The organism is Alkalilimnicola ehrlichii MLHE-1 (assembly GCF_000014785.1).
Taxonomy (GTDB): Bacteria; Pseudomonadota; Gammaproteobacteria; order Nitrococcales; family Halorhodospiraceae; genus Alkalilimnicola; species Alkalilimnicola ehrlichii.
Genome location: NC_008340.1, coordinates 2,027,894 through 2,050,196, shown reverse-complemented (window position 1 = coordinate 2,050,196; position 22,303 = coordinate 2,027,894). Strand labels below are relative to the sequence as shown.

Sequence of the window (22,303 nt, the reverse complement as noted above, 5' to 3'; positions counted from 1 at the left end):
GGAGACGTATGAAGATATTCCAGCGCATTCCACCTCAAGTGGCCGTTCCAGCGTTCTACGCGTTCATTTCGATTGGGATGTTGGTGCACTTTCTTTTCGGCACTGCATTGGGTGCACTAGCGCTGGCGATATCACTATACGTAGGGGCGGAGACTGTGCTCGGTGTAGAGCCATTTTCCCCTGGCGAGTTGGTATTGTGGTTCAACGGACAGCCGGAGGCTTACAAAGTAGGACTTGCCACCGCAGCGGTAACTCTTGGTGGCTTTGTGGTGGCATTTCATACGGCAACCGTGAGCTGGAAGCAGCAGCAACAGGCGCAGCTTAGAACCCAGACAGCGGGCGAAATCGAGCATTTTTTTGGAACAACCAACCAACTTGTAACTGATGCGCAGCTCTTCGTAGAGTCCCTCGTTGAAGCGGTGAATGAGGTCCAAAGAGGGAGTAACGCTCGTGAGGCAAAATTTAAGGTGGACTGGGCCCTGAGCCAGACTAGAGAATTCCTATCAGCGAGAGAGCAACTGTCGCAGGCCACGGTACAAGTTCATCGAATAAAGGGAAGGAACTACACAATACTATGTTCGGGCTGGGGAATGCCGGATGCCTTTGATGAGGCAGTGCAGGCTCTTGAGGAGATCGGGAGAAAGATGTGGATTCATGTACCAATAGTCGATGTGAATAATCCCAATTACATCCAAGAGTTCCATAATCAAGTGAACGTACAGGAATGCCAACAATTTATTGACTGTGCGGAGAAGTTGAGCGGGCCAATATCCATGCTGGCCGGCAGCATTCGTGGCAATCTGCTCTCTCCCGTTATCGGATTTAATCTGCCGACGTATGTGCGACTGCTTAGGGAACGCTCCGCGTTCGCAAGTGCAGTGAGAGAGTTCTATCGTGTTATGTCGAATCGCTAACATAACACTCAAGCCGACTGGGCTACGCTACGCTCCGCCCAGCGGCTTAGTTGAGCGTTAGAGCGAATTGATGGACAGATACTCAAATTTTAAAGCACTTAAAGCTGAGCAAACTGAAGGGCGCGATTTTCGCGTTCAGGTGGCGGTGCGAGACGAAGCAGCGGTAGCTGTGATTGCCCCGCATGGTGGTGCAATTGAGCCAGGCACATCAGAGTTGGCCTTTGCTATTGCAGGCGAGCAGTTTAGTTTCGCAATTTTTGAGGGTACTAAGGTAGCCAAGAACCGGGACTTGCATATAACCAGTACGAATTTCGATGAACCTCGTTGTGTCGAAGTAGTCGCGCGGTCTCGCACTGCTGTAGCAATACATGGTGAAAACAGCCCAGGGGAAACGGTATTTGCTGGCGGTGCCGATGCGCTGCTGCGCTCTCAAATAAGCGAAGCACTTGCAGAGGCCGGTTTTACCGTGCGCAAGCATGAAAACCCGAATCTTCAAGGGACATCACGAGCGAATATCTGTAATCGCGGAACGAGCGGAGCTGGTGTTCAATTAGAGCTCTCCCGCGGCTTGAGAAGCACTCTCTTTGAGTCTCTCAATAAAGCTGGAAGAGCACGCCAGACTGACGTGTTCTATAAATTTGTCGATGCCGTTCGTCAGGGGCTGATTCGTGCAGGCCTGCTCTAACCAAGCGGTCAACCGGACGCCAAAAGCGTTCCGCTTTTGGTTCCCCCCGCTGGCGCTCCGGCGCCGGTTACCTTTGCGTTATACGCACTCACAATACCGCTTCACCTGAGAACATTATCTACAGAAACACGCACTAATATCAAAAGGATAATCAACTAAATGAACTTGCAGTTGCACGACCAGCTCAAAAGCCACATCTGGGAAATCGCCAACCGCCTTCGCGGCCCTTACCGCCCCCCTCAGTACCGCTTGGTCATGCTGCCTATGGTCGTGCTGCGGCGACTGGATTGTGTGCTGGAGCCCACCAAAGAAGCGGTGCTGAAGCAATACGAAAAGCTGTCCGCTCAAGGTATGCCGGAAAATGCCATGGAGAAGCTGTTGGGCAAGGCGGCCGATCCTGACCGAACCCACCCTCTCTACAACACCAGTCCGTTCATCTTCGAGAAATTGTTGGGGGATTCGGAGAACATTGCGCCTAACCTTGTCGCCTATATCAACGGTTTCTCGCCTACGGCTCGGGCCATCTTCGAGCGTTTTAAATTCACTGACCAGATCGAAAAACTCGACGCCAGCAACCGGCTGTTTACCATCGTCAAGGCGATGTCAGAAGTGGACCTGCACCCGGACCGCATCGACAACCTGCAAATGGGCTACCTGTTCGAGCATCTGGTGATGCGCTTCAATGAGCAGGCCAACGAAGAGGCCGGGGACCACTTCACCCCGCGCGAAGTCATCCGCCTGATGGCCAATCTGGTCTACACCGGCGAACAGGATGTTTACACGCCGGGCATCTACCGCACTATTTACGACCCGGCCTGCGGTACGGGCGGCATGCTGTCGGAATCGGAGAAATTCATCCTCGACCAGAACAGTCAGGCTAACTTGGCGCTGTTCGGTCAGGAGTACAACGACGAGTCCTGGGCCATCTGCTGTTCGGACATGCTGATCAAGGATGAAGACACCAGCAGCATCGTGCTGGGCGATACCCTGGGCGACGGCAAGACCCGCGACGGCTTCGAGGGCAAGCAGTTTCACTACCTGCTGGCTAATCCGCCCTTTGGTGTGGAGTGGAAAGACCAGAAAACCGTCGTCGAGAAAGAACACAAGGAGATGGGCTTTGCCGGACGATTCGGCGCCGGCCTGCCCGCCATCAATGACGGCTCCCTGCTGTTCCTGCAGCACATGATCGCCAAGATGCACCCCTACAAAGAGGGGGATGACGACTCCGTCGGTTCCAAGATCGCCATCGTCTTCAATGGCTCGCCGCTATTTTCCGGTGATGCCGGTTCCGGGCCGTCGAATATCCGCCGCTGGATTATCGAAAACGACTGGCTCGATGCCATCGTCGCGCTGCCCGACCAGCTTTTCTACAACACCGGTATTTTCACCTATGTCTGGCTGGTGACCAACCGCAAGGCCCCGGAGCGGCGCGGCAAGGTGCAACTAATCGACGGCACACGCTTTTTCCAGCGCATGAAGAAAAGCCTCAACAACAAGCGTAACGAGGTCACCGAAGACCAGATCCGCGATCTGACCCGACTCTACGGTAACAACCGGGACGGTGAAACCGCCGAGGTAAGAATCAACGGCGACACCGAAACCCGTGTGGTCTCCCGCATTTTCGAGAACCGCGAGTTCGGCTTTCTCAAGGTGACGGTGGAGCGCCCCCTGCGCATGAACTTCGAAGCTTCGCCGGAGCGCATTGCCCGGCTGGATGAGCAGACCGCCTTTGCCAACCTGGCCACCTCGAAAAAACGCAAGAATGAGGCTGCGGCTGCCAAGGAGATCGCGGAAGGGCAAAAGCAGCAGGAGGCGATTCGCGCTCTGTTGGCGAGCCTAGCACCCAAGGGGCAGTACACCGACCGCGCCGTTTTCGAAGCGGATCTGAACGCCGCTGCCAAGGTGGCTAGCCTCAAACTCCCGGTACCGATCAAAAAGGCCATCTTCAACGCTCTGGGCGAGCGCGACCCCGATGCCGAAATTTGCCGCGACAGCAAGGGCAGACCGGAGCCTGACAGCGAACTGCGCGACACCGAGAACATCCCCTTGCCCGAGGGCACCCAACTGCCCCTGCCAATGCAGTTCGGCCCGGACAAACCCAATGACAAGCTGGTGACCGCCTTCCGGGCCGAGATCGACGCCTACATGGCCCGCGAGGTGCTGCCCCATGTGGATGATGCCTGGGTGGACTACAGCAAGACCAAGGTGGGTTATGAAATCCCGATCAACCGGCATTTCTACGTCTACAAGCCACCGCGTCCGCTGGACGAGATCGAGCAGGAGATTACCGAACTGGAAGGGGAAATTGCCGGGCTTTTAAGGGGATTGGTGGGATGATTGACGTAACACTTCCAGCGACATGGTCAAGCAAGCGCCTCAAATACCTAGCTACCTATAATGATGAGGTCTTACCAGAAAGCACTGATGAAGAGGCCGAGATCGACTACGTTGAGATCTCAGGTGTTTCCCTATCTCGTGGAGTTGAGCAGGTAGAGCGTATTACTTTCGGGAAGGCTCCCTCTCGTGCTCGTCGTAAAGTGCGAAGCGGCGACATATTGATTTCTACAGTTCGGACTTACCTCAGGGCCATTGCCAAGGTTGACGAAGCTTCGCCAGACCTGATTGCTTCGACAGGTTTTTGTGTTGTTCGACCAGACAGGGAAGAAGTCGATAGTGGATACCTCGGTTGGGCCGCGAAATCTGAGCCGTTTGTATCGGAGGTTGTTTCGCGCTCGGTCGGGGTCAGCTATCCGGCGATTAACGCTAGTGAGCTGGTCACTATCGAAATGCCGCTCCCACCCCTCGAAACCCAGCGCCGCATCGCGCAGTTTCTGGATGAGAAGACCGCCCGCATCGATGGCCTGATCGAGAAAAAGCGCGCCCTGTTGGACCGGCTGGCGGAAAAGCGCCAGGCCCTGATCACCCGCGCCGTCACCAAGGGCCTTAACCCCGAAGCCCCCATGAAACCCTCCGGCATCGACTGGCTGGGTGATATTCCTGCGCATTGGGATCTGGTTCCATTCAAATGGAGATGCCAAGTACAAAGTGGGCAAGTCGATCCTCGCGAGCCTGAGTATACAGATATGCCTTTAATTGCTCCCGACTATATAGAAAGCGGTACTGGACGACTATACGATGTCCCTAGTGCCGAGGAACAGGGAGCAATTAGCGGGAAATACTTCTGCTCTGAGGGCTCTGTTCTATACTCAAAGATTCGCCCTGCACTCAGAAAGGTTGCGTTATTTGATTCAGTGTGTCTTTGCAGTGCAGATATGTACGCTATTGACCCCGGGAAGTATTTTGAACGTCGGTACTTATTTTATTTTCTTCTAACTGATGCGTTTACGGCTTATGCCGAGCTTGAGTCACTTCGCGTTGCGATGCCTAAAGTAAATCGAGAAGCGCTTGGTGCGTTTGTGTTACCAATTCCCTTTCTAGATGAGCAAACTGAGATTGCCGACTATTGTTCACGTGTAGATCGAGAGAATCGCTTCGCTGCAGATGAAGTAAAGCGTAGTGTCCAGAAGCTAGAAGAATATCGCTCTGCACTAATTACCGCTGCCGTCACTGGCCAAATCGGAGGTCTGCAATGACGTTGGCAGCCTCCACCTATTTCGAGCACCTGAAGGCCTATGTAAATAGTCGATATGTGATGCATGATGGCGTGGGAGGTGAAGTCATCCTGAAAGAAAAGTATTTTCCTCCAACAGGGACCCGCGCGAAAACAAGGAAAATACAGCTTCTTTTGCCGGGGCCGGGATTGGCTTTCAAGTTGGACCATGATCAGGTTGAGTTGCAGCGGAAAAAGAGTAAACCGCCTCTTTTCCACTTTCTAGACGATACAGCTAAGCCTTGGTCAAAGCGCTGCGACTTCGTTATTTTCTATGTGAACGGCCAAAGGTTTTACGCGGACTGTATCGAGTTCAAATCCAAGAGTTTGACTGCTGAAAAGATTGTCCCTCAGCTCAGGGCGGGTGCCTGTTGGGTCCACAGCCTCAAGCGCACCATCGAGCATTACACCGGTGACAAGCGCCGAATTCATCTTCGCAAATTCGTCTTTGCCGAGAATGACAACCCAGACGCCTATCTGGAACCCAATCGGCAACTCCGCGCTGATCCATCCATACGCTATTACCATTTTGACGAGGTGCACGGCCAGGCGCTGGCCGAGTTGCAGAACACCTCGATACAGGAGATTTGATCCATGGCTGGCCACTCCGAACTCGCTTTTGAAACCGCCATAGAAGCCAGCCTGACCAGTGCGGGCGGCTATGAGAAACGCAATGCCTCAGCCTACGACGAGGCGTTGGCGATATTCCCAGAGGATGTCACCGGTTTTTTGCAGGACAGCCAAGCGGCCAAGTGGGGCCAACTGGAAGCCTTGCTGGGCGAAAAGACTCGCGCCACGGTGCTGCACAGCCTGGCCAAGGAGTTGGAGATCAAGGGCACCCTGCATGTGCTGCGCTACGGCTTCAAATGTTACGGCAAGACCTTCCGGCTGGCGCATTTCCGGCCCAATTCCGGCATGAACCCGGAGGCGGCGGCCGCCTACGCACTGAACCGGCTAACGGTCACCCGGCAGGTGGCTTTTACTTCGGTGATGAAGAAGGCCGATGGTCCAAAATCAACCAAAAACCGCCGCTGCATTATCGATGTCACTCTGAGCTTGAACGGCCTGCCGGTGGTCACCGCAGAATTGAAAAACTCGCTCACCGGCCAGCGGGCGGCAGATGCGGTCAAGCAATACAAGCAGGACCGCGATGAACGCGACCTGTTGTTTGCGTTCAAAAAGCGCGCCTTGGTGCATTTTGCCGTGGACCCGGACGAGGCATGGATGACCACGCGCCTGAAGGGCAAGGATACCGTCTTTCTGCCCTTCAACCGCGGGCATGATCATGGCGCAGGCAATCCACCAGTGGAGAACAACTGGAAGACCCACTACCTGTGGGATGAGGTGCTGGAGAAGGACAGCCTGATGGACATCCTGCAACGCTTCATGCACCTGGAGGTGAAGGAGCGGCAGGTCAAGACCGACAAGGGCGTGCGCACCATCCGCAAGGAAACCATGATCTTCCCCCGCTATCACCAGCTCGACGCGGTGCGCAGGCTGGTGGTCCATGCACGGGCCAATGGCTCGGGGCACAATTATCTGGTCCAGCACTCGGCCGGTTCCGGCAAGTCCAATTCCATCGCCTGGCTGGCGCACCGGCTGGCCAGCCTGCACGATGCCGAGGATCAGAAGGTGTTCCACTCGGTGGTGGTGGTCACTGACCGGCGCGTGCTGGACCAGCAGTTGCAGAACACCATCTACCAGTTCGAGCACAAGACCGGGGTGGTGGAGAAGATCGACGAGAACACCCAGCAATTGGCTCAGGCCCTGTCCGGCGGCACGCCGATCATTATCACCACCTTGCAGAAATTCCCCTTCATTTCCCAGGCCCTTTCTACGCTGGAGAAAAAGGGCACAGGGGTGAAAATCAGCACCGCCGGCAAGCGTTTTGCTGTGATTGTGGACGAGGCGCATTCCTCCCAGAGCGGCGAGACAGCTTCTGAATTGCGGGGCATGCTGAACAAGGATGGCATCGAGGCGGCCATAGCCGCCCAGTTGTCGGATGAGGAAGACGATGCGCTGTCGGATGAAGCCAAGGCCGCTATTCTTCGCGATTCGCTGAAGCGGGCACGGCAACCAAACCTTAGTTTCTTTGCCTTTACCGCCACGCCGAAATTCAAGACCAAGGCCCTTTTCGATGAACCGGGCCCCTCCGGCAGCTCTCCGTTTCACGAATACTCCATGCGTCAGGCCATCGAAGAAGGCTTCATCATGGACGTGCTGCAGAACTACACCACCTACAAGCGCTTCTTCGGCCTGATCAAGCAGGTTGAGAACGACCCGGAAGTACCGCGCAAGAAAGCCGCCAAGGCCCTGAGCCGCTACCTGGAATTGCACCCGGTCAATATCGAGCAGGTGGTCTCGGTGATCGTCGAGCACTTCCGGTTGTATGTGATGAGCGAAATGGGCGGGCGTGCCAAAGCCATGGTAGTGACTGGATCGCGGCTGGCTGCGGTGAAATACAAATTGGCCTTTGACCGCTATATCAAGGACAACGGCTATGGCGGCATACGCTCGCTGGTCGCTTTCTCCGGTAGCGTTGAAGATCCAGACGACCCCGGTTCCGCTTACACCGAGGTCGCGATGAATGACGGTCTGGCGGAAAGCGAGCTGCCGGAAACCTTCGAGCGCGAGGATTACCGTGTGCTGCTGGTCGCGGAGAAATACCAGACCGGTTTCGACCAGCCGCTGCTGCAGACCATGTATGTAGTCAAACGCCTGGCCGGTGTCCAGGCAGTGCAGACCCTGTCTCGCCTCAATCGTGTGGCACCGGGCAAGGCCCGTACCTTCGTGCTGGACTTCGCCAACGAGGAAGACGATATCTATCAGTCCTTCAAGCCCTACTACGAGGCTACACCTGTCGGCGAGAATGCCGATCCGCACCAGTTGTCCGAGCTGCAACACAAACTTATGGGTTGGGCCATCTTTGCGCCCGATGATGTCAATGCTTTCGCGGATGTATGGTATCGGAGCAAACGGGATCACTCTGCTTCCGACCACCGGGTAATGAATGCAGTGTTAGATGCGGTGGTTGCGCGCTTCAGTGACAGGGAGGAAGCGGAGCAAGAAGAGTTTCGCGGCCAGTTGACCGCCTACCGTAATCTCTACGCTTTTCTATCTCAGATCATTCCGTATCAGGACAGCGAACTGGAAAAATTTTACGCCTTCGTCCGCAACTTACTTTCCAAGCTTCCCCCTCCTGGCGATGGTCAGGCCTTCGCACTCGACGACGAAGTGGCCTTGCGCTATTTCCGCCTGCAACAAATGACGGAGGGCTCCATCGACCTGGGCACGGGCGAGGCCTACCCTCTGAAAGGGCCCACCGATGTCGGCACTAGTGGCGTGAAGGAGGAAGCCGTGCCGCTATCATCACTGGTCGAAAAGCTAAACGAACGTTTTGGCACAGACTTTACCGAAGCCGACCAACTGTTCTTTGATCAGATCACCGCGAGCGCCGAGGAAAATGAAAAAATCGTTGAAGCGGCAAGGGCAAACAACCTGCCAAACTTCTCCGCATTTCTGGAGCGAATGCTGGATGAACTGTTCATTGACCGAATGGAAAACAACGAAGACATATTTTCGCGTGTGATGACCGACAAGGAGTTTCGTTCAGCAGCCCATGAGCACCTTGCCGAGGAGATTTTTAAGCGAGTGCGTGAGGAAAAGCGCACCGGCGGCGGATAGGCGTTTTGGGGTGCAGAAAGCGTATAACAATGCCATGCAGTTGACGCTCCTTGCGTCGCGCAACTGATGGCTGGCGTTAGAGCGAAGGGGTTACGGGTCAGTGAGCTGGTCGCGGTGCGGGTCACGGACATTGACGGCGAGCGCTCTCAGCTTCGCATCGAGCAAGGCAAGGGGCATAAGGATCTGCACTCGACCATGCGCTACCTGCACTGGGTGCCGGACGTGCAGCGGGGCCGTGGCCACACCGATCTGGTTGACCTGCTGGGGGCCGGGCGTTATGCAGTACGTTCGTCTTGACGTACGTACCCAAAGGCGTACACTTGGTGAAAAGTTGAACACGCAAGAGGTGCGTCATGACCGGAATCACAGCAACTGAGGCGCGCAGCAACCTTTATCGGTTGATTGACGAGACCGCCGAGTCCCACCAACCAATCGTCATCACGGGTAAGCGGAACAAAGCCGTCTTGGTTTCCGAGGAAGACTGGTCTGCGATTCAGGAAACACTTTATCTGCTCTCCGTACCGGGCATGAGGGAGTCTATTCGTGAGGGGATGGATACCCCTGTGGACGAATGCGATGAGGAGATGGACTGGTGACATGGAAGTTGGTTTACACCAAGCAAGCCCAGAAAGATGCAAAGAAACTGGCCTCTAGCGGCCTCAAACCAAAAGCCCAGGAATTGTTGGCGCTGATTTCAGAGGACCCTTACCGCAAGCCGCCTCCGTTCGAGAAACTCATTGGGGATCTCGCGGGGGCCTATTCGCGCCGCATCAATATTCAGCATCGTCTGGTCTACCAAGTATTGGAAGAAGATCGGGTGGTAAAAGTTCTGAGGCTCTGGAGCCACTACGAATAATGCATAACCAGCCGCGCTCATGGCGCGGCAACGTCGCCTTCGTAGAAGACCTCGCAGTCCTCCGGGCTGATGGATAGGGCATCCAGCCCGCGTTTCAGCAGGTCCAGCGGGGCGCCGAGCAGCACCTCCAGGAAGTGCGGCTCCTCGATCTCCGGCGCATCGAAGCTGCCATGCACCTCCTGGCGCATCAGCGCACAGCCGTCGCCATCGACCACGGCCACCTCGGCCTCGCGGATCCGGCGCTCGGGCAGTTCCAGTGCGGCCTGCGCGGCCAGGCGGTTGCGGGGCGTGGCCAATGCCACGTCCCGTGAGTGCGCCACGCCATTCTCTATCTGCCAGGCCGAAAGCAGCTGCACGATCTCGGTCTCGCCGTTGGCACGCCCCGCCAGCCGTGCGAAGTCGGTGCCCTTGGTGGCCGCCAGCCACCCCGGACCGACCAGCACCACCGCTGCCGCATCCACCAGGCTGAAGCGCTGGGTCCGCTCGTAGGCCGCCAGTTCCTCGTCCAGATCCACCCCGCGGATGAGCAGATCGTGTCCGCTCAGCACCACCTCGCCATGCAGGTGGCGCAGCAGCGCCTGCGCGTCCTCGCCCTGGCTGGTCAAGGACGCGGTCAGCTCCGCACTGCCGGAAGCGGCCCCGGCTGGCAACCAAGCCTCCGGGAAGGACTCCAGCTGCAGATCACCGAACGCCACGTTCAGCACCCAGTGCGGCGGCGCCTCGGTGAAATCCGCCTCGGCCTCGCCGGTGCCGCGGCTGCCGAACAGGGTCATCTCCCAGTCCTCGGTGCGGATGACGCCGTCGCGCGCGCTCAGTCCGAAGGCCACGTCGTCAAACCCCAGCACGCCCACCTCGACGCGCTCCGCCGACACATTGGCTCCCAGGGCCAGCCGCGTCAGCGGTTGCGCATCATCCGCCGCCACCCGCCATTCCGTTGCAGGCGCATCCACCTCAAGGCCGCGGACCGTCACCGTCTGGTCCTGGCCCTCGTCACGCCAGTGCAATTCGCCTCCACGGATGCGCAGGTCGAGAGCCAGCGCGCGGCCGTCGGCGTCTTCCGCCTGCCGCCAATCGACGTTCAGCGCGCCGGCCGCATCCCGCTCCAGATTCAGCACCGGGGTATCCAGCAGCAACGTGCCCGGCTCCAGACGGCCACGCAGCAACGGCAGCCAGCGCACTGACAGGCGCGCCGCTGCCAGATGCCCCACCGGATCCGCGTCGGGTTCCGGCCCGAGCAAAACGTCGCTCACGCGCACGGCCGGCCCCGGCCATAGACGCAGCGTGGCATCGCCCTCGATGCTCACCGGCACCCCCAGCTGCGCCTCCATCTCGCCGGCTATCTGCTCGCCCAGCCGCTCCCCCGGCCACAGCAGTGCCAGCGCGACCCCAGCCAGCACCAGCACCGCCACCAGCACCCCGGCTAGATACAACAGGAAAGTAAGCGATCCACAAACCCCATCTGTTGCGCCCGGAGCTGATTCGGGAAACTGCTCCCATCGAATCCAGATGAGGAGGTCAGTTCCATGTGGTTGTCACCAGCGCGCGCCCGTTGGTTGGGGTATCTGCATCACGCGCACGCTTGCGGCCTGTCGCTGAGCGATTATGCCCAGGCGCAGGATTTGAGCCTCGCCGAGCTTTTGGGCTGGGAGCGTCACCTGGCAGCGCTCGGCATTGCGGTGCCGCAGCGCCACCGGCCGGCCCGGTTTGTGGCCGTGGCGGTGCAGCCATGATCCGGCCCGATACCCAGGTCAATGTCTATCTCTGTCGCGAGCCGGTGGATATGCGCAAATCCATCGATGGCCTTTCCCTGCTCGTCCAGGAGGCGATGGCGCTCAATCCATTCGAGCAGGCGGTGTTCGTCTTCTGCAACCGCCAGCGCGACAAGGTCAAAATCCTCGCCTGGGAGCGCAATGGCTTCGTGCTCTGGTACAAGCGCCTGGAGCAGGAGCGGTTCAAGTGGCCGGCTCGGCTGCAGGGCGACACCCTGACCCTTTCCGGGCAGGAACTGAACTGGCTGCTGGATGGGTACGACATCGCGCTGATGCGCCCCCATAAAGCGTTGCATTATCAGGCCGTTGGTTGATCTTTTTGCTTTTGGAGGGGGCCTGATTCTGCTATAATCGGTCCATGAAATCAGCGGCCATTCAACCATATAGGGATGTCTCCCGCCTACAGCGGCAGGTCGCTGAGCTGGAGAAAAAGCTCGCCGAAACAGACGCCCTGTTGGCCACCAAGGAGGCCCACTGGGCTGCCCGCGAGCGCTCCATGTTCGAGCAGATCCGGCTGCTGCTCGACAGCCGCTTCGGCCCCTCCACCGAACGCTACCACGTCGATCAGCAGCAACTGCAGTTCGACGAGGCCGAGCAGTATGCCGATGCACCGGTCACCGAACCGGAGGCAGAGGCCGCTCAAGCCGGCGAGACGGCCCCGAGCGTGCCGGCCAAGCGCCGGAACCGTGGCGGCCGCGTGCGGCTGCCCGCGGAACTGCCGCGGGTCGAGGTGGTGCACGATATCCCCGAGGCACAGCGCTACTGCCCGCATGACGGCAGCGAGCTGACCTGCATCGGTGAAGAGGTCACCGAGCAACTGGATGTCATCCCCGCCCGGGTGCAGGTCCGCCGCCACATCCGGCGCAAGTACGCCTGCAGATGCTGCGAAGAAGGCGTGCACACCGCAAGCATGCCGCCGCAACCGCTGCCCCGGAGCATGGCCAGCCCCGGATTGCTGGCCTACATCGCCACCGCCAAGTACGAATTCGGCCTGCCGCTCTACCGCCAGGCCAAGGGCTTCGAGCGCAAGGGCATCCCGCTGCCGCGTAACACCCTGGCGCGCTGGATGGTGGGCATCGGCGAGCTGCTCACCCCGCTGGGGCAGGCCCTGCAGGACCATCTACTGGCCCAGCCGCTCATCCACATGGATGAGACCACGGTCCAGGTGAACACCGAGCCGGGGCGAACGGCCTCCAGCACCTCCTACATGTGGGTCCAGCGCGGTGGCCCGCCCGGTGAGCAGGTGGTGCGCTACGACTACGACACCAGCCGCTCCGGCCGGGTCCCCCAGCGCCTGCTCGGCGACTATGCCGGCGTGCTGGTCACCGACGGCTACGAGGGCTATGCCCAGGTGGTGCGGGAGAATGGCATCACCCATGCCGGCTGCTGGGCGCATGCCCGGCGGAAGTTTGTCGAGGCCCAGAAGGTCCAGCCCAAGGGCAAGACCGGCAAGGCCGACTGGGCGCTGAGCCTGATCGGCAAGCTTTACCGCGTCGAGCGCGAAGGCAAAACCCTGGACCCGGAGGCTCGTCTGGTGCTGCGTCAGCGCCAGAGCCGGCCGCTGATCGACAAACTCCAGCGCTGGCTGGAGAAGTCCATCACCCAGGTGCCGCCGAAGACCGCCATCGGCAAAGCGCTGCGCTATCTTCAGGGCCAGTGGTCCCGGCTGACCCGCTTTCTCGATGATGGGCGCATCCCGCTGGATAACAATCCGGCGGAGAACGCCATCCGACCCTTCGTGGTGGGCCGAAAGAACTGGCTATTCAGTCACACCACCCAGGGCGCGGCGGCCAGCGCGATGATCTACAGCGTGATAGAGACGGCCAAGGCCAACGGGCTGGAGCCCTACGAGTATCTGGAAGATGTCCTCACCCGCCTGCCGGCTGCGGACACCAACCAGGCGGTTCACGCTCTGCTGCCCTGGAACTGGGGTAAGACCATACAGGCCTGAGACTAAGGCCGGTAGGTGGGCGGGGTGGACCGCTTACACAGGAAACGCAACGGGGAACGCGACGTGAACGGCATGTGCATGGGCCTCCCGGTCAGGAGCCGATAACCCGGAATGATGGCTTCGAGTGTAGCAGCGCAACGCGCGCAGGCATGCGGAAGAGTTTTCCGCAGCAGGTCGCTCGGAAGTGCGGCTATTGTTTGGGGAATGAGGATCCAAAGGAAGAAGGTCCGCCTGTGCTGGTCCTGCCGGTGCCGCATTTTCTTTCGGCGCAAAAGGATGAGATCGACCGGGTGGCGGGGTTTACGGCTGGCGCCGATGACTATGTCGTCAAACCGTTCTCGCCGCGCGAGCTGGTTGAGCGGGTCCGGGCCATACTCAGGCGTTACGAGGCCGGGTCCAGGGAGGGGCCATCGGCGGCTCTTTGCGTCGGGGGGCTTGAGCTGGATCCGGAGCGTTACCGGGTTAGCCGTGACGGAGAGGAGATCAAGCTGACACTGATCGAATTCCGGCTGCTGCAGGCCCTGATGAGCGCGCCCGGGCGTGTGCAGACCCGTGAGGCCCTGATCGCACACTGGTACGATGACGAACCCGACGTGATTGACCGGGTCATCGATGTGCACATTGGCAAGCTCCGGCGCAAGCTGGTGGCCGACGTCGACCTGGTCGCTCTGGTTGCCCGCGAGCTGGAGTTGGCCCGACCGGTGATCGAGGCGGCGATCAGGTGCGCATCGAGGTTGCCAACACCGGCGCGACGATCCCGACCGCGGATCTGCCTCACATCTTCGAGCGTTTCTACCGTGTTGAACGTGCCCGTTCCCGCCAGACAGGAGGGGCCGGGATCGGGCTGGCGATTGTTCGCGAATTGGTCGAGGCGCACGGCGGGCAGGTTGGTGCGCGTAGCGAGGATGGCTGGACGCGTGTCTGGATCGAGTTGCCCGTTTCCTGATTGCCTTTACAAGCCCTTCACATTGGCTTTATTCGCCCTTTGCACAAGGGCGCTAGAGTGCACCTTAAGCTTCACGTTACTGCGAAACGAGAGGTGTACCATGGCCACCCGGCTCAAACTGCTCCCTGGAATGCTGCTTGCTCTCCTGCTGCTGCCGGCACCTGCCAGTGCCGAGGGCACGATCTACACGGAAGAAGGCGTAGCACTGGCATGCAGCGTCGTGACTTTCTGATACTCACGCTCGGAACAGGCGCAAGCCTGTTACTACCGGTGGGCGCAGCAATGGGCCGCTTGGAGGTGCGCGAGTTCCATCGCGTGACTGGACGCGCATGGGATCTTGGAACCCTTGCGCATGATCCGGCGTTCTGGCGCGCGCACGTCCCCCATGCTGCCTGGAGAATCCTGTTCCGCGGTGGGACGGAGCGTCCCTTCTCGAGCCCGCTGGACGAACGCTACGAGGACGGCACCTACGTCTGCGCGGCGTGTCATCTGCCGCTGTTCAGCTCCGATACCAAGTTCGACAGCCGCACCGGTTGGCCCAGTTTCTACCAGCCCTTCCCGGGGCACGTGGGCACGAAGCAGGATCGCCTGCTCTGGATGGTGCGCACGGAATACCATTGCATCCGTTGCCGGGGGCACCAGGGGCATGTTTTCGAAGACGGCCCCGCGCCCACGGGCCGGCGCTGGTGTAACAACGGGCTCGCCCTGCGTTTCGCGCCGGCAACGGGCCACGCTGACGACGAGGAACGGGCCACGGCCCTGTTTGCGGGTGGTTGCTTCTGGTGCGTTGAAGAGGCGTTCGACGGCGGCGGACAATTCTGCGATCGGAGCACGTTCTACCCGGCCGAGGAGTACCACCAGAACTACTATCAGAAGAATCCGCTGCGCTACAGGTTCTATGTGACCCGATGTGGCCGCTATGCGCGCCTGGATCAACTCTGGGGGAGCGAGGCCCGGCCGGGGAAGGATTGATCCCCGCCCCGGTTAATCACCCGTAAAGGGCTTGCAGAATAACGAAAAGAAGCACTTGTCAACGCCACCTGACGCTGTCCAGAGCGTTGCGGCGCATTCGTGATCCGGAGCCTTGGACGCTCCCGCCCCTCGAACGGAATCGCGGTGTCGGTTTGCCAGATGCACCAAGGTGGTCGATGCTTTAGAGCAACGCCCGCAGCGGAGAACGGACATGAAAAACGCAATCCTGTTTGTTGCGGCCGTGGTGATGACCCTCGCGACTCAGACCGCGTTCGCGGGCCAGGGTGTGGAGCGACTCGAAAGCCCCGATGCCATTGAAGCCGTTGATGACCGGCTGCGTGCGGCCCTCAACGCACGCGGCATGACCCTGGTGCAGGTGGTCCATCATGCGGAGAACGCCCGCGGCGTGGGCGAGAGCCTGCCCGAGACCCGGACCTTCATCTTTGGTAACCCGCAGGTGGGTACGCCAATGATGCAGTGCCAGGGGCAGGTGGCCCTGGACCTGCCGCAGAAGATGGTCATCCGGGAAGATGAGGGCCGCACCCTGGTGGAGTGGAACGATCCGCTGTACCTGGCGGAGCGTCACGGGCTGGAGGGCTGTGACCTTCCGCTGGACAAGGTGGTCGAGGCGCTGAACGGCATTGCAGCCGAGGCGGCTGGTCAGTAGCGGCCGCCACCTGGTTTCCCCCCCCGTCGCAGTAGGGGATCCCTCCGGGCGAAGAATCGAGGTGCGGGAGGAAGCTGTAGGAGAACGGTATGGAATCTGGAATCGAGCACAGCGGCGCTTGCCTTTGCGGTGCGGTTCGAGTTAAGGCAAGAACCCAGGGTACAAGCATTGGCGCATGTCACTGCAAGATGTGCCGGACATGGGGTGGAGGTCCGCTTTTTGCTGCCGAGTGCGGTAGTGACGTGGAGTTTGAGGGCACCGAGCATATAACCACGTTTAGCTCGTCGGAATGGGCGGTGCGGGGGTTCTGTCGGAGGTGTGGTACCCACCTGTTTTACCGGTTAAAGAAAGAAAACCACTATGCGATCCCCGTCGGCCTGTTCGATGACAGGGACGTGTGGGAGTTTCGGGAGCAAATATTTATTGATCAGAAACCCTCTTTCTATTCATTTGCAGAAAAGACCAGGAACCTTACAGAGAAAGAGGTGTTTCAGCTGTATTCCGGAGAGTGAGCGGCGTTATAGGTCTCTTTTAGTGGTTACTTCTATGGCCCGGATGGCCACCGATGGGAGGTGGCGCACAATCCGACTAGGTCAACACCTTGAGCGGCCCGTGGTCGTCGCAGTGGTCGCCATGCGGGTGGTGCAGGTGCCCGTCCACCAGGTAGTCGATGTGATCACCGTGCGGAACGGGCTCGTGACCGCAGCCGGGGCCATGGACGTGACCGGGTTCGTGGCCATCACAGCGGTGATCAGGGGTGCAGCGGTCCGGATTGGTGTCGCTGACCTCGATCACATGTTCGTCGACATGATCGCCGTGCGGATGGTGCAGGTGGCCATCGTGCAGGTAATCCACGTGACCGTCGTGTTCCACAGCGGTGTGGCCGCAGCCGGGGCCGTGGTCATGATCGTGGTTCGGGTGTTTTTGGCAGCTCATCAGGGTTTCCTCCCTAAGGAGTAGGGGACGGGTTGCGCTCCGATGCGTGTTCCAGTGCATTGTTCAACAGCTCTGCGACATGCTCGTCGGCAAGCCGGTAAAAAATGTGCCGGGCCTCCCGGCGCCGGTGTAACAGACGGGCGCGGTGCAGGCTCTGCAGACGCGCCGAAACGGTACTCAGCTTGTCGTTCTCTCCCACCAGTTCCCCCACACAGCGCTCCCCGCCCTGCAGCATCGTGAGCAGGCGCAGCCGCTCCGGGTCGCCCATGGCCCGGAACATCTCTGCTGCTTGGTTCAGGGCCTCGGGCGAGGGGAGCTCCGGGAGACGGGCGGTGTGGTGGTCACAATGGTCCAACTGGTGCTCCGATAATCCATGTATTGTCGTAGTATGGCTCAGAGTTGCCCTGTGTGCCAGGCGCACGGTGCGCCCGCATTGCGGGAAGCGCAGCCTTGGCCGATGATGCTGGGTACCGCAGTGCGGATGGTTCGATCTTCGCCAAAGGTCGGCTCTTTTGTGCGGTGGTTGTCGAGGAAGCTATGGACCTGAGCGTTCGTAACGCCAAGGCAGAAGACGCCCCGAAGCTGGCCGAGCTCATGAACTTGGCGGGTGAGGGCATACCTGCCTATCTCTGGGGGCGCATGGCGGGGCCGGGCGAAGATGCCTTGGCGTTTGGTGCCCGGAGGGTGGCCAGAACGGAAGGCGGGTTCAGTTATACCAACACCTATGTTGCGGAATATGATGGCGCCATGGCCGGGATGCTGCTCGGCTATCGGCTGCCTGATCCCTATGAAGCCGGCCCGTTGGACGAGATCCCCGTTGTGGTCCGGCCGCTCATCGAGTTGGAAGCGCTTGTTCCCGGGTCGTGGTACATCAACGCCGTGGCCACGGACACGGCCTATCGCGGCCAAGGGGTAGGGCGGAGGCTCATGGACTGGGCCGAGCACCTCGCCGCGGCGTCGGGTGCCGGGGTGCTTAGCCTGATCGTGGCGGAGGAGAATGCCCGGGCGCGACGGCTTTACGAGAAACTCGGTTACCAGGCCATCGCCCGACGCCAGATCGTGCCGTTTCCCCGGTGTGCCCACACCGGGGATTGGGTCTTGATGACGAAGGAAATCAGCCCCGATACCTGATAGCGGCGTCCACTGGGACCGGCTTTTCCGCCGGCGCTGCATGGATGGCTGGCGCTGGGGGTGGCAGCGTTTCCCGGGGGCTGTCGGTCATTGATACGCGCTTTGCGGCTCCGAACCGGCCCGCGCCTCTTTGAAGGACACCAGGCGCTGTTTGTCCTCATCCCACAGTGCGAGCGGTACGGACGCCAGGCTTTGCCGCAGTGTGATCCGGCCCACGTCCCGAAGCTCGGGATGATCCCGCAGCACTTCGGGCAGCCGGTAGGATGGAATGCGGGAGCACAAGTGGTGGACATGGTGGACGCCGATATTGGCGCTGAACCAGCGCAGGATGCCCGGCAATACGTAGTGGGAACTGCCGTGAACGGCGGCCTCATCGAAGCTCCACTCCTCCTGGTGCCGCCAGTAGGTGTCTTCGAACTGGTGCTGGACGTAGAACAGCCAGACACCGATCACAGCGCCCAGCAGCGTGATGGGCAACTGCACGAGCAGAAAGGGGCCCAGGCCAACCAGCCAGATCATGCCGGCCACAACGAGGGCGATGGCCGCATTGGTGCCCATGGTGCTCACCCAGGGCATCCACCCCGACCGCATGAAACCGAACGGCAGGCGGTTGGCCAGCAGAAAGAGGTACACAGGGCCGATACCGAACAGGACCAGTGGATGACGGTACAGGCGATAGCGCAGCCTGTGCAGCCGCGGGAGGGCCTGGTACTCACGCACGGTCAGCGTCTCGATGCCGCCGATATTCGGCCGGTCCAGGTTTCCGGAGGTGGCGTGATGGGTGGCGTGGCTGTGGCGCCATAGATCGAAAGGCGTGAGGGTCAGCACCCCGATGACCCGCCCGACCCAGTTATTGGCGCGCCGGGAGCGGAAAAACGACCCGTGGCTGCAATCGTGCTGGATCATGAATAAACGGACGAGAAACCCGGCTGCCGGCACGACGGCGATCAGGCCGATCCAGTAGCCGGCGTTCTGGGCGCTCCATGCCACCCCCCACAGCAACACGAAGGGAATAACCGTGATCAGGATTTCCACAACACTTCGCGCGACTCTGGGCTCACGGTAGTGGCTCAGTGAGCGCCGCAGCGCTCGCGGGTTGTCTACGGCACCGATGTTCGATGCGTCTTGCGAACTCATCCAGCTAACCTCTGTCTTTCTAAGGCACATGCAAGCATAGGTTCAGGCTAGGCCCATAAAGGGGTGTTGTCTGTGCGGAAGGGAACACGCGGTGATCGGGCGGAGAGGGCGCGCCCGGAGGTGTATTGGGTCAAGCAGCCCCGCAGCCAGACCACATTCACGGCGACGGGCACGGCTCATTCAGGGAGATCCGGCAGCCGTCGGTAGCCAGCCAGGCCTCGAAGTAGTCGTCCAGTCGCGATTGGGTGTGGGCGTACCAGTCTTCGTCTTTGACGATGGCGCCTGCGGCATTCAGCGGATGGGTGGGGATGTGCAGACGCATATCCAGGCCGGTGTCCGGGTGGGTGGTGACCTGGAGGGCGGCCGAGTCACGCGCGGGCCCGTAGGGAATGCGCCGGGCGAGTTCGGCGAGGCGCTCGGTGGTGGTGGCGAAGCGGATGAGATCCCGGGCGGCCTCGGGGCGGGCGGCGCCGCGGGGAACCGCCCAGGCCTCGTGCTCCTGGACCTGGCCGTCCCAGAGGATCTCGATGGGGGCATCATCCCGGAGCATGGCGTCGAAGAAGCGGCCGTTGTAGCCCGACGCCATCACCACCCGGCCCTCGACGAGCAGCCGCGCCGGGGTGTCCCCGGCCTCCCACCAGTGGATCGCCTCGAGCTCTGCGAGCCGACCCAGGGCCAGGCGCAGGCCGCGAGGGGTGCTGAGCAGTCGATAGAGCTCTTCCCGGGGCACCCCGTAGGAGCGTAATGCCCACTCCAGGTTGACCGCCGGGGTGCGCTGCAGGGCACGGGGGCCGGGGAAGCGTTGCTGGTCGAAGAGATCGGCGATGGCGGTGGGGCGCCGGCCGGGGAAGGCTTCGGGCCGGTAGGCTACCACGGTTGCGAACACCGTATGGGTGAGGGCGCAGCGGCCGATGGCGTCCGGCAGGAAATCGCGGGCTGGCGGTGTGCCGTCCGGTGCTGGCGCCGCCAGGTCGGGCGGCAGCGGCGCAAGGAGGCCCTCCTCGCAGGCGGCCATGGCGTCACTGCGGGTCATGTCGATAAGGTCCCAGGGCACCTCGCCGTCGGCCACGGCCCGGCGCAGTGCCTCCAGGCCCCCGTCGTAGCGCTGCACCTCCACCGGGATGCCGGTCCGGGCGGTGAAGGGCTCGAACAGCGCCTCGCGCTGGGCACGCTCGTAGGCGCCGCCCCAGCTCAGCACGACCAGGGCGTCGTCCGCCGTCGTGGCCGGGGCCGGTGCGCAGAGCAGCAGCACCAGGGCAAGGGCCAGGATCCGTCGTCTAACCGTTGCCATGTTCCTCCCGTCGCAGGGTGTCGCTCTGAACGCGATGGGCACGGGCGATGCCGGCCTCGTAGACCACCCCCATGAACGCATTGTCCCGATGATCGTCGACCACGGCGAGCGCCTCGCCGGAGACCTCCTCGAGCCGTGCCATGGCCTCCCATAGCGAGCTGCCGGGGCGCAGCACCGGGCGCTTGGCGTCGATGACATCTGCGGCCGGTCGGCGCCCGCCGTCGGCCTGCTGGGCGGCCTCGAGATCGTGAAGGAGAACGCAGCCGCGGTAGCGTCCCCGTGCATCGACCAGGTAGGCCTCGGCGTGGCGCGCGCGGCCCAGGGCGCCGATCGCCTCGCTCACGGGTGTTTCCGGAGGCAGGGTCACGCAATCCTGCGTCACCTGCGAGGCCACCGACGTAGCCTGCAGGACGGCCCGGCCGCGGCCGGCGGAGAGGTCGAGGCCGCGCCGGTCAAGCTGGATATCGAACAGCGAGCGGCCGAATAGCTGGGCCGCGATGGGGCTGGCCAGCGTCACGCTGGCCAGGGCGGCGGTGGTGAGGGCGTAGCTGCCGGTCAGCTCGAAGACGATCAGCAGGGTGGTCAGCGGCGCGCCGATCACCGGCGCGGTGACCGCCACCATGCCGCAGACGGCATAGAAGACGAAGGTCTCCGGGGGAGCGCCTGCGACCTGGCCGACGAGGGTGCCGCACAGGGCCCCGAACAGGGTCCCGATCACCAGGGCGGGGCTGAAGACCCCACCGCTGAAGCCCATCCCCAGGCAGAGGGCGGTGGCCGCCAGCTTGAGGAGCAGGATCAGCAGCAGCTCGCCGCCACCGAAGGCACCGGCGATGGTGGCGAAGCGAAGCGTCTCCTGGCCCATGCCGAGGATGTCCGGCACCCAGAGGGCGGTCAGCCCCAGGAGGGCGCCGGCCAGCGCGGGGCGCAGGGTCGCCGGAAGGGGCAGTTTGGTGGCCAGCCTTCCGACGCCGAGGATGGCGTGCATGTAGGCCCCGGCGACCAGGGCGCCGAGCCCGCCGATGACGACGAAGAGCATGAATTCCCAGGCGCGCGGCACGACCGTCTCGGCGACATGGAACAGGGCGCCCTGATCCAGCACCGTGGTGGCCACCACATAGCCGACGATGGCCGCTGCGGCTACCGGGGCGAAAGCGCGCAGGGCGTAATGGCGCAGTACCACCTCATGGGCGAAGACGATGCCCGCCAGCGGCGCATTGAAGGCGGCGGAGATGGCCGCCGCCACGCCGCAGGCGATGGTGATGTTGTCTTCCGAGCGTCCCAGGCGCAGCAGCCGGGAGCCCAGCGAGCCCAGGGTCGCGCCCATGTGGACCAGGGGGCCGTACTGGCCCACCGAGGCGCCGGCGCCCAGCGAGATCATGGCGGTCAGCGCCGAGAGGCCGCCGGCCCGGGCCGGCAGGCGTCCGCGTCGGGTCTGTACTGCGGCGATGACGTCGGCCGGGGTATGGGGCCGCTTTTCGGGAATGGCTCGGTGAAGCAGGCCCACCAACAGCCCGCCCAGGGTCGGCACGGCCAGGGTGGCGGCGATCAGGGCGGCGGGATGGTCGAACATCATGCGGCTGCGCGGTGAGATCAACAGGATCTCATTGAGCCACAGCACCGCTGTGACGAAGCCCACCGCGGCGAGCGCGGCAACGCCGCCGATCAGGGCACCCAGCAGCACCAGGCCCAGGAACCGGACCACCGCCAACGGGCCTCGCTCGGTGAGTGCATGATCGGGATTCATATTCCAAGGT

The 22,303-nt window shown here is 61.3% G+C and carries 23 protein-coding genes; 17 read left to right on the top strand and 6 right to left on the bottom strand.

All coding sequences use genetic code 11. The features are described 5' to 3' along the window. Positions 1-8: 8 nt before the first annotated feature. From MLG_RS15450 to MLG_RS09110, 9 genes are all read left to right on the top strand, one after another. Positions 9-914, top strand: a complete 906-nt coding sequence (locus MLG_RS15450) for a hypothetical protein (RefSeq protein WP_156774666.1) — start codon at positions 9-11, stop codon at positions 912-914. Between the two features lie 70 nt (positions 915-984). Beyond that, complete coding sequence (locus MLG_RS15160) at positions 985-1,599, top strand: poly-gamma-glutamate hydrolase family protein (RefSeq protein ID WP_011629531.1); 615 nt, start codon at positions 985-987, stop codon at positions 1,597-1,599. A 159-nt stretch (positions 1,600-1,758) separates the two neighbouring features. Next, entirely contained in the window at positions 1,759-3,936 is a 2,178-nt protein-coding gene (locus MLG_RS09135; RefSeq protein WP_011629530.1) for a type I restriction-modification system subunit M, read from the top strand. After that, positions 3,933-5,192, top strand: coding sequence for a restriction endonuclease subunit S (locus tag MLG_RS15155; protein ID WP_011629529.1), 1,260 nt, complete (start codon positions 3,933-3,935; stop codon positions 5,190-5,192). The genes MLG_RS09135 and MLG_RS15155 overlap by 4 nt, the downstream gene beginning before the upstream one ends. Further along, the gene (locus MLG_RS09130; protein ID WP_011629528.1) at positions 5,189-5,800 is read left to right on the top strand and encodes a hypothetical protein; all 612 of its coding nucleotides are present in this window, start codon (positions 5,189-5,191) and stop codon (positions 5,798-5,800) included. The genes MLG_RS15155 and MLG_RS09130 overlap by 4 nt, the downstream gene beginning before the upstream one ends. Positions 5,801-5,803: 3 nt before the next feature. Continuing rightward, positions 5,804-8,893, top strand: a complete 3,090-nt coding sequence (locus tag MLG_RS09125) for a type I restriction endonuclease subunit R (RefSeq protein ID WP_011629527.1) — start codon at positions 5,804-5,806, stop codon at positions 8,891-8,893. 66 nt (positions 8,894-8,959) lie between these two features. Further along, a complete protein-coding gene (locus MLG_RS15730) occupies positions 8,960-9,190 on the top strand; it encodes a hypothetical protein (RefSeq protein WP_011629526.1) in 231 nt (76 codons plus the stop codon). A gap of 56 nt (positions 9,191-9,246) precedes the next feature. Next, the gene (locus tag MLG_RS09115) at positions 9,247-9,489 is read left to right on the top strand and encodes a type II toxin-antitoxin system Phd/YefM family antitoxin (RefSeq protein WP_011629525.1); all 243 of its coding nucleotides are present in this window, start codon (positions 9,247-9,249) and stop codon (positions 9,487-9,489) included. Further along, on the top strand, positions 9,486-9,749 hold the full coding sequence (locus tag MLG_RS09110) for a Txe/YoeB family addiction module toxin (protein WP_011629524.1): 264 nt from the start codon (positions 9,486-9,488) through the stop codon (positions 9,747-9,749). Before MLG_RS09115 ends, MLG_RS09110 begins: the two co-directional genes overlap by 4 nt. A 17-nt stretch (positions 9,750-9,766) precedes the next feature. On the opposite strand, the gene MLG_RS09105 is transcribed toward MLG_RS09110, so the two are convergent. Next, complete coding sequence (locus MLG_RS09105; RefSeq protein WP_011629523.1) at positions 9,767-11,179, bottom strand: AsmA family protein; 1,413 nt, start codon at positions 11,177-11,179, stop codon at positions 9,767-9,769. Between the two features lie 93 nt (positions 11,180-11,272). On the opposite strand from MLG_RS09105, the gene MLG_RS09100 reads away from it, so the two are divergent. The 7 genes from MLG_RS09100 (at position 11,273) to MLG_RS09070 (ending at position 16,566) form a co-directional block, all read left to right on the top strand. Continuing rightward, a complete protein-coding gene (locus MLG_RS09100) occupies positions 11,273-11,479 on the top strand; it encodes a hypothetical protein (protein ID WP_041717971.1) in 207 nt (68 codons plus the stop codon). Next, positions 11,476-11,832, top strand: coding sequence for an IS66 family insertion sequence element accessory protein TnpB (gene tnpB / locus MLG_RS09095; protein WP_011629522.1), 357 nt, complete (start codon positions 11,476-11,478; stop codon positions 11,830-11,832). The genes MLG_RS09100 and tnpB overlap by 4 nt, the downstream gene beginning before the upstream one ends. Before the next feature lie 44 nt (positions 11,833-11,876). Further along, positions 11,877-13,469, top strand: coding sequence for an IS66 family transposase (tnpC, locus tag MLG_RS09090; RefSeq protein ID WP_011629521.1), 1,593 nt, complete (start codon positions 11,877-11,879; stop codon positions 13,467-13,469). 233 nt (positions 13,470-13,702) lie between these two features. Beyond that, a complete protein-coding gene (locus MLG_RS15940) occupies positions 13,703-14,647 on the top strand; it encodes a winged helix-turn-helix domain-containing protein (RefSeq protein WP_049753554.1) in 945 nt (314 codons plus the stop codon). Continuing rightward, a complete protein-coding gene (msrB, locus tag MLG_RS09080) occupies positions 14,626-15,387 on the top strand; it encodes a peptide-methionine (R)-S-oxide reductase MsrB (protein ID WP_083761857.1) in 762 nt (253 codons plus the stop codon). The genes MLG_RS15940 and msrB overlap by 22 nt, the downstream gene beginning before the upstream one ends. Before the next feature lie 211 nt (positions 15,388-15,598). After that, the gene (locus tag MLG_RS09075) at positions 15,599-16,054 is read left to right on the top strand and encodes a DUF302 domain-containing protein (RefSeq protein ID WP_011629519.1); all 456 of its coding nucleotides are present in this window, start codon (positions 15,599-15,601) and stop codon (positions 16,052-16,054) included. Between the two features lie 89 nt (positions 16,055-16,143). After that, positions 16,144-16,566: a GFA family protein gene (locus MLG_RS09070; protein ID WP_011629518.1), complete on the top strand. Its 423-nt coding sequence runs from the start codon at positions 16,144-16,146 to the stop codon at positions 16,564-16,566. A 76-nt stretch (positions 16,567-16,642) separates the two neighbouring features. Here MLG_RS09070 and MLG_RS15580 read toward each other — a convergent pair whose 3' ends face one another. Both MLG_RS15580 and MLG_RS15575 read right to left on the bottom strand, forming a co-directional pair. After that, positions 16,643-16,990 carry a hypothetical protein gene (locus tag MLG_RS15580; protein WP_011629517.1) on the bottom strand — a complete coding sequence of 116 codons (348 nt, stop codon included), beginning with the start codon at positions 16,988-16,990 and terminating at the stop codon, positions 16,643-16,645. 13 nt (positions 16,991-17,003) lie between these two features. Then, positions 17,004-17,345, bottom strand: a complete 342-nt coding sequence (locus tag MLG_RS15575) for an ArsR/SmtB family transcription factor (protein ID WP_011629516.1) — start codon at positions 17,343-17,345, stop codon at positions 17,004-17,006. Between the two features lie 95 nt (positions 17,346-17,440). Between MLG_RS15575 and MLG_RS09055 the strand changes: the two genes are divergently transcribed. Beyond that, positions 17,441-18,121, top strand: coding sequence for a GNAT family N-acetyltransferase (locus MLG_RS09055; protein ID WP_232209240.1), 681 nt, complete (start codon positions 17,441-17,443; stop codon positions 18,119-18,121). Positions 18,122-18,208: 87 nt separating this feature from the next. Here MLG_RS09055 and MLG_RS09050 read toward each other — a convergent pair whose 3' ends face one another. From MLG_RS09050 to MLG_RS09040, 3 genes are all read right to left on the bottom strand, one after another. After that, positions 18,209-19,258 (bottom strand): fatty acid desaturase, encoded by a 1,050-nt coding sequence (locus MLG_RS09050; RefSeq protein ID WP_011629514.1) that lies wholly within the window; start codon positions 19,256-19,258, stop codon positions 18,209-18,211. 157 nt (positions 19,259-19,415) lie between these two features. After that, the gene (locus tag MLG_RS09045) at positions 19,416-20,549 is read right to left on the bottom strand and encodes an extracellular solute-binding protein (RefSeq protein ID WP_011629513.1); all 1,134 of its coding nucleotides are present in this window, start codon (positions 20,547-20,549) and stop codon (positions 19,416-19,418) included. Then, the gene (locus tag MLG_RS09040; RefSeq protein ID WP_011629512.1) at positions 20,536-22,293 is read right to left on the bottom strand and encodes a chloride channel protein; all 1,758 of its coding nucleotides are present in this window, start codon (positions 22,291-22,293) and stop codon (positions 20,536-20,538) included. The genes MLG_RS09045 and MLG_RS09040 overlap by 14 nt, the downstream gene beginning before the upstream one ends. Between the last annotated feature and the right edge of the window lie 10 nt (positions 22,294-22,303).

What these genes read in the sequence shown, in the direction of transcription:
- MLG_RS09050 (WP_011629514.1), bottom strand. Translation starts at nt 19,258, where the DNA reads ATGAGTTCGCAAGACGCATCGAACATCGGTGCCGTAGACAACCCGCGA.
- MLG_RS15450 (WP_156774666.1), top strand. Translation starts at nt 9, where the DNA reads ATGAAGATATTCCAGCGCATTCCACCTCAAGTGGCCGTTCCAGCGTTC.
- MLG_RS09045 (WP_011629513.1), bottom strand. Translation starts at nt 20,549, where the DNA reads ATGGCAACGGTTAGACGACGGATCCTGGCCCTTGCCCTGGTGCTGCTG.
- MLG_RS15730 (WP_011629526.1), top strand. Translation starts at nt 8,960, where the DNA reads ATGGCTGGCGTTAGAGCGAAGGGGTTACGGGTCAGTGAGCTGGTCGCG.
- MLG_RS09125 (WP_011629527.1), top strand. Translation starts at nt 5,804, where the DNA reads ATGGCTGGCCACTCCGAACTCGCTTTTGAAACCGCCATAGAAGCCAGC.
- MLG_RS09070 (WP_011629518.1), top strand. Translation starts at nt 16,144, where the DNA reads ATGGAATCTGGAATCGAGCACAGCGGCGCTTGCCTTTGCGGTGCGGTT.
- MLG_RS15155 (WP_011629529.1), top strand. Translation starts at nt 3,933, where the DNA reads ATGATTGACGTAACACTTCCAGCGACATGGTCAAGCAAGCGCCTCAAA.
- tnpC (WP_011629521.1), top strand. Translation starts at nt 11,877, where the DNA reads ATGAAATCAGCGGCCATTCAACCATATAGGGATGTCTCCCGCCTACAG.
- MLG_RS09135 (WP_011629530.1), top strand. Translation starts at nt 1,759, where the DNA reads ATGAACTTGCAGTTGCACGACCAGCTCAAAAGCCACATCTGGGAAATC.
- MLG_RS15580 (WP_011629517.1), bottom strand. Translation starts at nt 16,990, where the DNA reads ATGAGCTGCCAAAAACACCCGAACCACGATCATGACCACGGCCCCGGC.
- msrB (WP_083761857.1), top strand. Translation starts at nt 14,626, where the DNA reads ATGCAGCGTCGTGACTTTCTGATACTCACGCTCGGAACAGGCGCAAGC.
- MLG_RS09115 (WP_011629525.1), top strand. Translation starts at nt 9,247, where the DNA reads ATGACCGGAATCACAGCAACTGAGGCGCGCAGCAACCTTTATCGGTTG.
- tnpB (WP_011629522.1), top strand. Translation starts at nt 11,476, where the DNA reads ATGATCCGGCCCGATACCCAGGTCAATGTCTATCTCTGTCGCGAGCCG.
- MLG_RS09130 (WP_011629528.1), top strand. Translation starts at nt 5,189, where the DNA reads ATGACGTTGGCAGCCTCCACCTATTTCGAGCACCTGAAGGCCTATGTA.
- MLG_RS15160 (WP_011629531.1), top strand. Translation starts at nt 985, where the DNA reads ATGGACAGATACTCAAATTTTAAAGCACTTAAAGCTGAGCAAACTGAA.
- MLG_RS09100 (WP_041717971.1), top strand. Translation starts at nt 11,273, where the DNA reads ATGTGGTTGTCACCAGCGCGCGCCCGTTGGTTGGGGTATCTGCATCAC.
- MLG_RS09075 (WP_011629519.1), top strand. Translation starts at nt 15,599, where the DNA reads ATGAAAAACGCAATCCTGTTTGTTGCGGCCGTGGTGATGACCCTCGCG.
- MLG_RS09040 (WP_011629512.1), bottom strand. Translation starts at nt 22,293, where the DNA reads ATGAATCCCGATCATGCACTCACCGAGCGAGGCCCGTTGGCGGTGGTC.